The organism is Bacillus salacetis, assembly GCF_049177075.1.
Taxonomy (GTDB): Bacteria; Bacillota; Bacilli; order Bacillales; family Bacillaceae_B; genus Rossellomorea; species Rossellomorea salacetis_A.
Genome location: NZ_CP185377.1, coordinates 2402683 through 2415483, shown reverse-complemented (window position 1 = coordinate 2415483; position 12801 = coordinate 2402683). Strand labels below are relative to the sequence as shown.

Annotated in this window: 12 protein-coding genes, 1 pseudogene and 1 riboswitch; of the genes and pseudogenes, 12 read left to right on the top strand and 1 reads right to left on the bottom strand. The window is 44.2% G+C overall.

Going from position 1 to position 12801, the window contains the following annotated elements; genetic code table 11:
* Positions 1–5: 5 nt before the first annotated feature.
* Positions 6–101: riboswitch (guanidine-I (ykkC/yxkD leader) on the bottom strand.
* 130 nt (positions 102–231) lie between these two features.
* From ACOJQI_RS12510 to ACOJQI_RS12500, 3 genes are all read left to right on the top strand, one after another.
* A complete protein-coding gene (locus ACOJQI_RS12510) occupies positions 232–1296 on the top strand; it encodes a DUF2268 domain-containing protein (RefSeq protein ID WP_421378255.1) in 1065 nt (354 codons plus the stop codon).
* 38 nt (positions 1297–1334) lie between these two features.
* Positions 1335–1514, top strand: a complete 180-nt coding sequence (locus tag ACOJQI_RS12505) for an amino acid transporter (RefSeq protein WP_421378253.1) — start codon at positions 1335–1337, stop codon at positions 1512–1514.
* A gap of 128 nt (positions 1515–1642) precedes the next feature.
* Complete coding sequence (locus ACOJQI_RS12500) at positions 1643–2521, top strand: alpha/beta fold hydrolase (RefSeq protein ID WP_421378251.1); 879 nt, start codon at positions 1643–1645, stop codon at positions 2519–2521.
* A 544-nt stretch (positions 2522–3065) separates the two neighbouring features.
* On the opposite strand, the pseudogene ACOJQI_RS12495 reads toward ACOJQI_RS12500, so the two are convergent.
* Positions 3066–3416: pseudogene (locus ACOJQI_RS12495) on the bottom strand (CBO0543 family protein); the annotation flags it as partial.
* Positions 3417–3560: 144 nt separating this feature from the next.
* Between ACOJQI_RS12495 and ACOJQI_RS12490 the strand changes: the two are divergent.
* The 9 genes from ACOJQI_RS12490 (at position 3561) to ACOJQI_RS12450 (ending at position 12796) form a co-directional block, all read left to right on the top strand.
* Positions 3561–3998 (top strand): cell wall hydrolase, encoded by a 438-nt coding sequence (locus ACOJQI_RS12490; protein ID WP_421378249.1) that lies wholly within the window; start codon positions 3561–3563, stop codon positions 3996–3998.
* A 166-nt stretch (positions 3999–4164) separates the two neighbouring features.
* The gene (locus tag ACOJQI_RS12485) at positions 4165–4695 is read left to right on the top strand and encodes a GNAT family N-acetyltransferase (RefSeq protein ID WP_421378247.1); all 531 of its coding nucleotides are present in this window, start codon (positions 4165–4167) and stop codon (positions 4693–4695) included.
* Positions 4696–4830: 135 nt separating this feature from the next.
* A complete protein-coding gene (locus ACOJQI_RS12480) occupies positions 4831–5139 on the top strand; it encodes a hypothetical protein (protein ID WP_421378244.1) in 309 nt (102 codons plus the stop codon).
* Positions 5140–5156: 17 nt separating this feature from the next.
* Positions 5157–5597, top strand: a complete 441-nt coding sequence (locus tag ACOJQI_RS12475) for a hypothetical protein (RefSeq protein WP_421378242.1) — start codon at positions 5157–5159, stop codon at positions 5595–5597.
* Positions 5598–5624: 27 nt separating this feature from the next.
* A complete protein-coding gene (locus ACOJQI_RS12470) occupies positions 5625–6188 on the top strand; it encodes a hypothetical protein (RefSeq protein ID WP_421378240.1) in 564 nt (187 codons plus the stop codon).
* 782 nt (positions 6189–6970) lie between these two features.
* A complete protein-coding gene (locus tag ACOJQI_RS12465; protein WP_421378238.1) occupies positions 6971–9409 on the top strand; it encodes a hypothetical protein in 2439 nt (812 codons plus the stop codon).
* Positions 9406–10338: an ABC transporter ATP-binding protein gene (locus ACOJQI_RS12460; protein WP_421378236.1), complete on the top strand. Its 933-nt coding sequence runs from the start codon at positions 9406–9408 to the stop codon at positions 10336–10338. Before ACOJQI_RS12465 ends, ACOJQI_RS12460 begins: the two co-directional genes overlap by 4 nt.
* Positions 10339–11193 (top strand): ABC transporter permease, encoded by an 855-nt coding sequence (locus ACOJQI_RS12455; protein WP_421378234.1) that lies wholly within the window; start codon positions 10339–10341, stop codon positions 11191–11193.
* Positions 11186–12796, top strand: a complete 1611-nt coding sequence (locus ACOJQI_RS12450; protein ID WP_421378232.1) for a hypothetical protein — start codon at positions 11186–11188, stop codon at positions 12794–12796. Before ACOJQI_RS12455 ends, ACOJQI_RS12450 begins: the two co-directional genes overlap by 8 nt.
* Positions 12797–12801 lie beyond the last annotated feature (5 nt).

Here is a 12801-nt window from a genome sequence, read left to right as displayed (position 1 = left end):
CAGTGATCTCCCAGGCTTTTATCCTTCCGTGGCACAGCAAGGCTGTGAGTTTTCTCTCGGTCCAGACCAATAAGAATTGCGGAACCCTAGAAAACATTAACGTATTTAATTACCTTATATTTTACACATTTCTTACTGGTTTTCAATAGGCAGGTTGCTGGAAGAAGAAATATCCAAAAAATTGAAACTTTCTGGAAGCTAATCCGTATCCATTTATAAGCCTATCTAAAAATGGAGGGGATTTCTATCAAAAAAACGTTGACTCTATTCCTGACTAGTGCCTTGTGCCTGATGATGGCAAGCTGTTCTAATGATGAGCCGCAGGCAAGTGATAATGCTGAAAAAGATACCGCTCAAGCTGAAGGAAATGGCACCCAGGTTGCCAGTGCCAGAAGCGAAGCCCCGCCGGCTTCTCAAGATATAACGATCGATGACCAGACCTTTCACATCATTATGCTTAACGACGAAATTTTGGATTTTGCCAAGGCTGTAGAAAATGATTCCAATGCTGTTAAAAAGGATGTTTACACAGAAAAGGTAGTGAAACCTCTTCGGAAACAGGCTGCCGAAGTGAATGCTCACATTTACAGTGATTACTACTCTTTCTTGTCACCGAATACAAATATTGCAAAACTGAAGGAAAGCGCCGAAGATCTTATTGCAAAACAGGACCGTATCCTTGAACTTGTTGAGCAGGGAATCCGGGATTCCGTCGAGCATATGCCGGGAATCGACAAAACGATTATCATCGCACCGGTCAATCCCGATGAACTTTTTGTCATAGAGAAAATGGGCGGAGTTGCAGGAGCCGCCTTGAGCAAGGATACTTTTATCATCAGGATTGATCCTTCTTTTAATGAAGAGGGTCTGAAGCACGTAGTTGCCCATGAGTATCATCATACCCTGCAGGCGGAAAAAGACGCCAATTCAGCCAATACCATGCTGGGTGCTTTCGTTTTGGAAGGGAAAGCCGATGCGTTTGCCAATATTGTGTACCCTGATTATCAAGCACCATGGATAGAACCATTATCAGAAAAATCACAGGAAAAAGTTTTTGAGGAATTAAGGGACAATGGAAACGATTGGGATTATAAAAGATATTATGAATTCATGAACGGTAATTCCAGCAAGGGAATCCCGCTATGGTCCAATTACAAAACCGGGTATCAAATTATCCAAAGCTACCTGAAGAACCATCCGGATGAGCCGGTGGAAGAATGGACCGCCCTGAATCCAAAAGAGATCATTTCTGGAAGCGGCTTTAAGGAGTTTTTTGAGGAATTGGAAGCAATGTAGATTGATTGAATTCTATTTGAACGAAAAGGAGTGGTAAGATGACAGAGAAGAAACCGTTTAACGATGCCACGGAACACATGAAAAATATAGAAGGCTATCCAAGCGATATGGATTTAAAAAAGTTGCCAAGACCATTAAGATATTTTGGTTATTTCTTTATCACATTCTTTGCTCTATCGGTCCTGTTCATCATCATTGCCAACATTGTTACCAAGTAAAATTCCACATACTTAAGCGTTCCTTTTGGGGACGCTTTTTTATTTTTGTTCGGGAAAAAATTATATTGCCTAAATCAAATCCATTTGAAATAATTTAAATAATTAGATTAAAAGGAGATGCGGAAACGATGAATCAGACAAACGGGGAGTTTTCAGTTGAATTGAACGGCATAAACCATTGGGTCAAAATTGAAGGGAGTGAAAATAACACAACTCCTCTCATCATTCTTCACGGGGGCCCTGGCGGAAATCATTATGTGTTTGAAAGAACCGCAGGGCCTTTGTTATCGAAAACAAGGACAGTAGTTTACTATGAACAGCGGGGATGCGGCAGGACGGACAGGCCGACATCGGAAAATGAGTATTCAATCGAACTGCTTATCAGCGATTTTATCGAATTGAAGAATTGGTTGGCAGCGGATAAGGTTGATCTCTTAGGATATTCATTTGGCGGGGAACTGGCCCTTGAAATTTCATATGCACTTCCTCAAGAAGTTAATCAGGTGATAGTGTCCGCCCCAAGTTTAATGAACACAGAAATTCAGAAATTGGTTCAAATCACAGGCATTCTGTCAGTGGCGAGTAGTAGTCTTTATAATAAAATTTTTGAGCAGGGCGGAACTGGAATCGACGAACTTTACGATAGGATATGGAACCTTGCTGATCCTGACACCGTAGATGCGCTGTTATTTGAAAATCAAGAGATTGCCAGGAAAAATAGAGAATGGTGGGAAGAGAGCAAATTAGTCAACACAGGTTTGCTGGCTGCAAATCTGCAAAAGAATCAGGTGGAAAAACCGTTGATTTTCCGCTTGGAAGAAATCCAAAATCCTGTGTTGATCCTAACCGGAGCCTATGATCGAAATACCGGAATTCCCATTTCAAAGATTATTGAGAGAAACCTGCCAGACAGCAGGATGGTAATTTTCGAGAATAGCGCCCATTTTCCTGATTTAGAGGAAACAGAAAAGTTTGTTGAAGTTATAGCGGAGTTTCTAGAGAGGTGAGTAATAAAGTAGTGATTGGTCAGGAATCGGGACAGCATGCTGTAAAAGCCTCCCCTAATTGTCGCGATTATCACGTAATCGCGACAGGAATGGGTTAGTCAGAGTGGGTGGAGTCGCAAAAGCGAAGGAATCGAGACAGAAAGCAGTAAAAATTCATCTACTGTGTCGCAATTGTCCGCTAATCGCGACAGCAAGGAACAACTTAGGGGTGCATGAGTCGCGATTATCCAGTTTCAGAAAAACCGCCAAGAGTAAGAATATTTTTCATCCGAGAAAGGTTTGTAGCAGTCAATGATCAGTGCCATTATACAAGAATAAAATGTCAGCTTTGATTATTTGGGTAACAGCATGCTATCTATTTATGCCATTAATACGATGATTACTTTGGCAGCGGTGGTTCAAAAAGGATAAATAGAAGAATGATAGTTGAAAATGATAACAGCCAGGAGATCCACGGTTTCCATCGATGGACCACCAGTAAAGAAAATGTCACTAAGTTAAAGAGGAATGACCAGGATAATGACCATCCATGATGATGGACTATACTGTCGTTCAAGTAGGCGATAAATTCAACTGTCTGGAAGATAATAGCCCATAAAACAATCCATAGCCCCTTCCTTAGCTTGGATTTGGGAATTCGGCCTAAGAACACAACGATGGCACAGGGATAAATTAAAAAAGAGATCGCAGTGGCAATTATGGTATGGGTGGGGAGCAAGAAGTGGTCTATCCCTACGGGACGGAACTCCCAAACCCTGAAGTCATGAAGCAGGGAGGCATAAAGCAGGTCTCCTACGATCCAGAATAATAAGGTAGGATAAAATTCATGCCAGCGTTTCCAGTCTCCAAAAAGTAACCCTATTATGATAAAGAAAAAAACAAAAGCTGTCTGCAAGGTCCATCATCCTAAAATTAGTCTGAAAAGCTTCCATTATTATGCACAAACTGTGAAGATTTATTTTATCCCACTGTACTCATATTTAATAATTAATGACATGAATGCAGGCATTTTTCATACAATATTTTTGAGGTGAAAAATATGCCAAGAGTGAAATACCGGGATTCGGATGTTGCCTTAATGGCAAGGATGATGAGGGCGGAAGCTGAAGGCGAAGGAAAACAGGGAATGCTTTATGTTGGGAATGTCATTGTTAATCGTGCTTTAGCGGATTGCTTAGACTTCAAAGATGTCAGGACCATCAATGATGTCATTTACCAGGTGCAGGGCGGGAATTACTCCTTTGAGGCAGTTCAGAAAGGGAACCTTTTTTATAACAGAGCAAGATCGGTTGAAAAAAGACTGGCTAAACAAAACTTGGATTATTGGAGCCAGCAACCGGCAAAATATGCCCTTTGGTATTTTAATCCATATGCTCCATGTCCCCCAACATGGTATGGCCAGCCTTTTGCAGGACAATTTAAAAATCATTGTTATTATGAGCCGGCGGCGGGATCCTGTGCCAGTGTGTACCGGTGAGGAGAAGCGGCGTTCTTCAATCAAGGAGCGGCAGTCTGATAATAATAGTAAAAAGGGAACTTCCTGGTTGACAGGGGGTTCCCTCTTTTATAATGCTGGTAGTGGTGGGAACAGACAGGTTGCGGTATCCTATTAGTAAGGATTAAACAGGGATAGGTGAGAAAATATGAATGTACGTTTTGAACGATTAAGGGAACCGGGCAAGGTGGTAATTGAAGCGCTGAACCGCTGGGAAAATGATCCCAGTATCATTCCACTGACACGTCCCAACAGAAACAAAGAGGAACTGGAACAAAGGGAAGAAATTAACCTCGACAGATTGGAAAAAAGACTGGAACACCAGCGGATCTATTTAATTTTCCTGGATGATCTTCTGGTAGGTGAAATGAATTACATGGTGGACCCGGGTCATCTTTTTAAAAAAGAACAGGGAACCTCCTGGATCGGAATCACAATCGGTGAGTCAGAGGGAAGGGGAAAAGGGATCGGCTTCCAGGCCATTCAGCACTTGGAACAAGAGGCGCAGGCAGAAGGACTGAAACGGATAGAACTGGGTGTATTTGAATTCAACAATCAAGCCATCACGCTTTATGAAAAACTCGGTTATCAAAAAATCGGTGAAATTGAGGATTTTACATATTGGCAGGATAAAATGTGGAAGGACATCCGGATGGAGAAGTATCTTGAAAAGAAATAGCTGTAAGGCAGAGCGGCATTAGCAGGCGTAATTCCTTGATGGGATTGCGTCTTTTTGTTTGAGGTAAAAAGGAAACTATTTGGATGTGTTTATCGTCTAATACTAAAATACCACTATTAAAAAGGAAGGCAGATAATGAAAAAGAATGTGATTGGAACTGTTATAACTGCAGCTTTATTAAGTATGCTGGTTTGGCTTGGAAGTATGATGTTTCTTTTTTCTTATAATGAATGGAGTTTTTTTATCGGTTTTACTCTTAGTGTGATTCTTTTTTTCTTTAGCAGCAGCGGCGGCATGTTTTCAAGAATGGCTAATTATTCAGTCAGCCGTACCTATGGGAAGGTCCAGCAGGATTATGAATTGAAGGCCAATGTCGGGTTTGTCTTTTATGGTACGGTATTGTTTACAATTATTAGTCTTGTCGTGCAGATCATCAGCTCGTAGGAAGAGTGCTAGACTATTTGAATAGAGGAGATCTGGTAGCAGCACATGAAGGAGGAAAGGTCATCAATAAAATAATTTTTGCCACAATTGTATCGTTGTTCGTTTTGTCGGGATGCAGCAAGCCTGAACCTGCAGAAGAGGTAACTGTTTATCAAGTGGGGGAGGATGGGGAGAAGAAAGAAGCGCATACAATAACTGACCCTAAGGATATTGAGTATCTTGAAGAGGAATTTGAAAATGAAAGATGGTCTTCGTCTGGTGTAGATTTATACGTTGGAACAGACTATAGCTTTGAATTAAATAGGGAAAAGTATGATGTCCACATTCATGAGAGAGATAATTCCATCGAGGTTTTCAGAATTCCGAGTGAAGGCGGTACTGAGAGAGCTTACATATTGTATGAACAGGCAGAAGGGTTTTTTGAAGTGATAACTGGGGAAAGCTTGACGGGTGAATAATCGAGTAAGGACATAAGGAGTGTCAGTTTGAGAAACGAAGGTAAAAAGAAAAATAAATTAGATATATTTTTAAATATGTTCATAGTTTTGGTACTATTATTCCTTACCTATCAATGGAATGATGACCACCAGAAAGTGCAGCATTATGAACAAGTTAGACCTCTTGAGATTGAGTATCAGCTGAATGAGCTGCATGCAGCTTTTTTCAGCATTGAAGAAACGCTTTCTACATATGATTTCCCTATTGGGGATGACATGAGAGTGTATTACCAGGATGCACTTGATAACGATATCCAGCGCCTGAACCATGTTGGACATACAATTCAGCAGCTGAACGAATATCCGAATTTTATAGGGATCAATAAGGATTACATAGCAAGGATTGAAGAAATCATGAAGGGATTAAGGGGGTTCAAGTACTCAGACCAGGAAAAAAACAGTGCCATTGAAGCACTAAATAAGGTTCAAAGCGAATTATATTCCTTATTGGAAAGTCGGGACTTCTCTGTGGAGAAGGAAACAGATAGAGAAAAGGTGTTAGCTGCTCTTGAGCAGTTTATTGAGGAACTTTCTGTTCTGAAAAGGTATTAATTCTTACTAAAAAGCTGCAGATCTGTAACATGATCTGCAGCTTTTGTTTGTGGTTTACATTCTTTTTGATAATTAGATCTGCTACTCTCCGTTTTGCGGGCCGGGATCTGCCCGGTTTCTCATTCTCAACGGCCCGGTATTCCGTTTGCGGGCCAGGATCTGCCCGGTTTCTCATTCTCAATGGCCCGGTAATCCGTTTTGGGGGCCAGGATCTGCCCGGTTTTCCATTCTCAATGGCCCGGTAATCCGTTTTGCGGGCCGGGACCTATCCGGTTTTCCATTCACAACGGCCCGGTACTCCGTTTTGCGGGCCAGGATGTGCTTGGTTTCTCATTCTCAATGACCCGGTACTCCGTTTTGCGGGCCAGGATCTGCCCGGTTTTCCATTCTCAATGGCCCGGTACTCCGTTTTGCGGGCCGGAATCTGTCCGGTTTTCCATTCTCAACGGCCCGGTACTCCGTTTTGCGGGCTAGGATCTGCCCGGTTTTCCATTCTCAACGGCCCGAAAAATCCCTATGCGGGCCAACACCAGCTCTATTACCACATCTCAATGGCCCGATAATATAGGAAGAGAGAAACTTACTCGGTTTTTCGCCGGTCTCTTATTAAACCCGCAACTCCTCCTCTCACTCACCACTTGCAAAAATAACACCTAAAAACCTTAAATAACCTAAAAATGTAACCCCAAAAACATTTTTCTAAAATTCTCTTAAAATAGCAGAACTTTTTTGCGCCGGCAATCGTCTTTACTAGAGAGAAGATAAAGAGGGGGAAATTTTGGGTGAAACAGTACATAATGAAAGTTTTGGCGGTGGTGCTCCTGCTGGCGGCATTCATGCCGTGGATGGCAGAAACAGCATCTGCAGAAGGCACACTGGATGTGGATGTAGAAACAGGTATTAATGGAAAGGTGAAGAACGGGAAGGCATTTCCTGTGACCCTGACAATCAAGAATAATGGGGAGGATTTATCGGGTGATTTGGTCATCTCGTCAAGCCCTCACTATTTTGCCTATGAAAATGTTGTCGTTCCTGTAGAGATTGCCGCAGGGGCAGAACAGAATATCCAGGTATCGCTGCCTGGTTATGGTGATCATATGGGTGCAAATCCTATGAACCCGAGCAAGACCAAGGAAATCCGCTTCTATGATGGCGGCTGGAAAGAAGGAGACGAAATAAAAATATCGGGGGATACCAGGCTCTCTCCGGGATTCATCCCTGATATGAAGCTTGTGCTTGGCGTATTGAGTGATAACCCCGATCAGATGAATGTGTTGAAGCTGACGTCATTTCAAGGGGAAACACCGGAAGTGCTTCCTTTGACGGAGGATACTTTGCCGGAAGACAGTCTGGGCCTCGGCATGTTCAATGCGTTGGTCATCCATGATTATGCGATTGGCCAGCTGCCTGAGAAAAAGCAGGCTGCCCTTAAAGAGTGGGTGGAGCTTGGCGGCCACTTGATCATTGGAAGCACGCCCGACCTGCAGCAAAAAATGGGGAAACTGGCTTCATTGATCCCTATGAATGTAACTGGCGAGAAAGAGCTTAAGGATTTATCCTTCCTGAAAGGGTACAGCGATAAGCCTTTGGCACTGAATGAAATGACGATCCTGACAGGTGAGCAGTCAGCCGGTGCTGATGAGTTGATTGTTGAGAGCGGCTTGCCGCTTGCCGTTGAAAAAGGATTGGGAATGGGGAAAGTAACCCAGCTAACCTATAATTTGGCCGAAGAACCGCTCGCCTCCTGGGAAGGAAACAACGGCTGGTGGAACAGGATCCTGACGGCTTCGGTCGATTCGCAAATGCAGCATCCGATGTCTTTTTATGATCAGGTACATAATACCCTGCTGAATACGACGGAACTGTTTGCTTCTTCATTTCTGCCGGTTTCGGTCATAGTTCTGTTATTTGCCGCTTATATCATCATTATCGTTCCTGTCCTTTACTTTATTTTGAAAAAGAAAGATAAGAGGGAATGGGGCTGGTGGATCATTCCATCCATTGCCATCGTGACAAGTATCGCAATCTTTGCCACCGGGGCAAGCGACCGTTCAGGAGGGGAAAGCATAAACAAAGTCAGTATCGTTTCCGTGAGTGAAGAAGGCACGGGCAGCGGATATCATATTTCCTCCATGCTCTCCAGCAGCGGTGGAGATTATGCTGTAGAGTTCGGCAGTGAAGTTCTTCACCCTGTGCCATTCAGCCAGGAATTTGTGGAGCAAACGAACTACAGTGATTACCCGATGGTTCAAGCGGCTGATGAAAATTCTGTGGTGACATTCAAGGATGTTGAATTTTGGTCTGTTCGTTCCATAATGAATCAAGTTGCTTCTGTTGAAACTGGCAGAATCGAAGGAGAGCTGTCAGCCGGAGATACACTCATTTCCGGAACAGTGACGAATAATATGGTTCATGACCTGGAACATGTATATATCCTTGCCGGAGGCAGTGCTTATGAAGTTGGCTCGCTGGCAAAGGGAGAAAACAAGAAAGTGGAGATCGAGAAAAAGTCCACCGCTTTGATTGGAGCCCCTAGCAGCTTGGTTGCTGACAGAGCATTTCCTGGCATGCAGAACTACATGTATGGTCCCGGGCCGGGTATGCAGCAGAATAATGGCGATGATTGGAAGAAGTTCAATCTGCTTCGTTTTGCCCTGGATGAAAAAATGTATAATGCTTCAATGAATACGCCGCTGATTATCGGCTATTCCGAAGATTCTTTAGTCGATATGAAGGTGAATGGCAAGAAAGCAAATGAAGATTCACTGAATCTCTTCTTGCAGCCAATCAATATAAAAACCGATAACAAGGGTTCCTTCACTCTGAAGAGCGACCAGCTGGAACCAACTGTTTCAGTAGTGGAAGGCATGATCTACCATCAGGAAATCATGGAAGGAAAGTTTTTCATCGATGCCGAGCCCGGCACTTATGACTTGGCATTCCAGCTTCCGGATTCGGTCGTGGAAAACAAGGTCCGTTACTCAAAACTGCTTCTCGCCTTTAACGAAACCGTTACTAATGACGGTGTATCCATCATGAATATGAAAACCGGCGAGGCAGAGGAACTGGAAACAGGTGTAAGGCAGATCAAATTTGATGAGGACATCCAGAAATATATCGATAAAGATGGCAGGCTTATCGTAAGAATCGAAAAAAGAGGCCAGCATAACCCGCAGGTTCCTGTACCGGGAGTAACAATAGAAGGAGAGTTTGTACAATGATTGAAATCATCAACTTAACAAAAAAATACGGCTCGTTCACGGCCCTGGATAACTTGAACCTGTCCATTGAAAAAGGAACGGTATTTGGAGTGGTGGGGCCAAATGGAGCCGGAAAGTCAACGACATTCTCCATTCTTGCGACCCTCCTTGCTCCAACAGAGGGTACAGCATTTGTCAACGGTTTTGATGTGACCAAGGATCCGAAGAAAGTGCGCAAACAGATCGGGTACATGCCTGACTTCTTCGGGGTCTATGATCAGTTCAAGGCATCCGAATATCTCGATTTCTATGGTGCCAGTTATGGGCTGTCCGCATCTGAACGGAAAGCGCTTATTCCGCAATTGCTGGAATTGGTGAACCTTTCTCATAAAAAAGATTCGTACGTCGACCTTCTCTCGCGAGGGATGAAACAGCGGCTTTGTCTGGCACGATGCCTGATCCACGATCCTGAAGTGCTGATCCTTGATGAGCCCGCTTCCGGATTGGATCCCCGTGCAAGGATTGAAATGAGGGATATTTTAAAAGAATTGAAAACGATGGGTAAAACCATTTTGATTTCATCCCATATCCTTCCTGAACTTGCGGAAATGTGTGATGAGCTTGGTGTCATTGAAAACGGAAAATTGGTTGCCTCAGGCTCAGTCTCTGTGATCCATCAGCAGCTGCAGGCTAACAAAATCTTGAATGTCACGGTGATGGACAACATTGAAAAAGCGATTGCCTTTTTCGAGGATGATCCCCAAGTAGCGGAAGTCTTAAGAAATGAGAAGGAACCGGGGACAATTCATTTTGCCTATTCCGGGACAGATCGGGAACAAGTCGATCTCCTTGGGAAAGCAGTGCAGTCAGGCCTCCTGATCACAGAATTCACCCAGAAAAAGACGGATCTTGAAGACATCTTCCTGGAAATCACGAAAGGGGATGAGTAGATGAAGACACTTCTGATCAACCCAGTATTAAATAAAGAAATCAAGTTAAGGCTGCGATCGCTGAAAAGCTTCATGGGGATTTTGTTTTACCTTGCCACATTAGGCCTTGTTGCCATCGGATTCATTTACCTTACCATGATGAACAGCCAGGCTGGTTATATCAGGCCGGAAGAAAGCCGGATGATGTTCATGGTGCTATCCATGGTCCAGCTGGCACTGATTTTGTTCATGACGCCGGGTCTGACAGCAGGTGTCATCAGCGGGGAGAGGGAAAGGCAGACACTCAGCATGCTGTTGACCACTGAGCAATCCTCGACAAGCATCATCCTGAGCAAACTTGTCTCCTCTGTAGCGTTTCTGTTTTTGATGATTTCAGCATCACTGCCGCTGTACAGCATTGTTTTCTTGTATGGTGGTGTATCTCCGGGAGTCCTCCTTGGAACATTCGGTTTGTATGTCATTACGATCATCACCATCGGCAGTATCGGGATTTTGTTTTCCACCCTGCTGAAGAAGACGATTGTTTCCATGATTGCAACCTACGGCGTGGCGCTGTTCCTTACGGCAGGTACCGGCTTTCTGACAATATTCACGATGAGTGCGATTCTGATGGGAAATCAGACAAACCCGGCTCCTTACTTCATGATCATGAGTAATCCTGCTTTCGTGCTGATGACCGTTTTCGAACCGAACATAGCGGATGAGTTCGTGATGAGGACCGGCATTGAACTGCCATTTTGGATCAGCTTTGTCATTACCTTTTTGGTGATTGCAGCCATATCTTTATGGATCAGTATTGCAAAGCTGCGTCCAAACATGAGGCCTGCCGGCAGGGGAAGAAAGAAAGATGCATGATCGACAGCTCTTTCTTTCCTTGCTTTCCAACCTGCAGAAAAAGCTTCAGAAGAGGCATTTCAGTTTCATCCTGACCAGGGGCCTTTTCTTTGCTGCGGCTGGAGCTTGTCTGTGGTCTCTGGCAGCGAGGATTTTTGTCATCCCTTTTCTTTGGGAAAAGATGGCCATCACCGGCGGGGTTCTTCTTGCCGGATTTGTGATCTACGCTGTCATTTCCCGACCTAAACGGGAAGCAGCAGCCATGAGATTTGATGATTTTACCGGGGAGGACACTGTATCAACCGCTTTATCCTATCTTGATAAAGAAGATGCAATCTACCACCTTCAACGGAGAGATGCAGTAAGGGAGATGAAAGAAGCAGGAAGGGAAATCGATCAAATGAAACGGTTTGAGTTTCCCCGGAAGCCTCTTTATTCCTCTTTAATACTGATATTGCTTATTTCGTTCTCCATCCTCTTTCCAAACACAGTGATGGAGAGGGCAGAACAAAAAGAGGCTGAAAAAAGAATCATGGAGGAAACAAAGGAGAAAGTTGAGAAATTGGCTGAAAAGAAGAAAGAGCCCGCAGATGAAAAACTAGGCAAGAAATTGGCTCAGCTGAAGAAAGAGCTGAATGAGAGTCAATCTGCGGAGCAAGCCCTCCAAAAATTAGTGGAGAAGGAAAGAAAAACAGCGGAACTGAAAAAAGATGCCGAAGCAGCTGAAAAAAGATTGAGCAGTCTTTCGGAGGAAGCAGCAGGAAACAATCTGAATGAACTGTCCAAAGCATTAAAAGAATTGGATCAGAAAAAGCTTCAAGAGGCGATGGAGAGGCTTAAAGATAAACAAAGTTTAAACAAAGAAGAGCTTCAAGAACTTCAAGAAATGATGGAAGCTGTTCAGGGGCAAAATGTCGATCTCGAAAACATGTCTGAAGAAGAGCTGGAGAAAATGCTCGCCGATCTTGAAAAGTCCCTTGATGAAATGATTGCCTCCGCAGCTTCATTATCGCAATTGGCTTCCATGCAGCAGGAACTTCAGCAGATTGCGTCAAGCATGAACAAACAGATGGCAGCAGCCAATCTGGGAGCGGCCCAGTCCTTGGCATTTAATAACCCATCTTCCGGCCAGGCAAGCTCTGGACAGAATGGGAATTCCGCTAATGGTTCCTCATCTCAGAGCCAAAGCGGCCAAGGTGCTGGACAGGGTTCCGGCAACGGTGCTTCAGGGAATGGTTCAGGATCTGGTTCGGGGTCCGGTTCTGGAACCGGTTCGGGTTCTGGCTCAGGAACTGGATCCGGCTCTGGAAGCGGCAGCGGTTCCGGAAGCGGCGGAAATGGAGCGGGATTCGGCCAGGGCTCCAGAGAACTTGTTACTGTTCCAGACAGGATTGGAGGGAAAACAAACCAATCAGTCGACCAGGGGCCACTTGGACAAGGGTCAGGGGAACAGCAGACAACAGGGCAGTCTCCGACCATTAGAGGATCGGCCAGGCCATACAATGAAGTTTATGGAGAGTATAAGCAGTCCTACCGGGAGAGTGTCGACCGTATGCAGCTCCCGGGGAATCTAGAAAACGTTGTAAAGAATTATTTCAGCGAATTGAATCCGGAAGGGGAGTAAAGAAC

What these genes read in the sequence shown, in the direction of transcription:
- ACOJQI_RS12505 (WP_421378253.1), top strand. Translation starts at nt 1,335, where the DNA reads ATGACAGAGAAGAAACCGTTTAACGATGCCACGGAACACATGAAAAAT.
- ACOJQI_RS12485 (WP_421378247.1), top strand. Translation starts at nt 4,165, where the DNA reads ATGAATGTACGTTTTGAACGATTAAGGGAACCGGGCAAGGTGGTAATT.
- ACOJQI_RS12450 (WP_421378232.1), top strand. Translation starts at nt 11,186, where the DNA reads ATGCATGATCGACAGCTCTTTCTTTCCTTGCTTTCCAACCTGCAGAAA.
- ACOJQI_RS12480 (WP_421378244.1), top strand. Translation starts at nt 4,831, where the DNA reads ATGAAAAAGAATGTGATTGGAACTGTTATAACTGCAGCTTTATTAAGT.
- ACOJQI_RS12490 (WP_421378249.1), top strand. Translation starts at nt 3,561, where the DNA reads ATGCCAAGAGTGAAATACCGGGATTCGGATGTTGCCTTAATGGCAAGG.
- ACOJQI_RS12510 (WP_421378255.1), top strand. Translation starts at nt 232, where the DNA reads ATGGAGGGGATTTCTATCAAAAAAACGTTGACTCTATTCCTGACTAGT.
- ACOJQI_RS12500 (WP_421378251.1), top strand. Translation starts at nt 1,643, where the DNA reads ATGAATCAGACAAACGGGGAGTTTTCAGTTGAATTGAACGGCATAAAC.
- ACOJQI_RS12460 (WP_421378236.1), top strand. Translation starts at nt 9,406, where the DNA reads ATGATTGAAATCATCAACTTAACAAAAAAATACGGCTCGTTCACGGCC.
- ACOJQI_RS12455 (WP_421378234.1), top strand. Translation starts at nt 10,339, where the DNA reads ATGAAGACACTTCTGATCAACCCAGTATTAAATAAAGAAATCAAGTTA.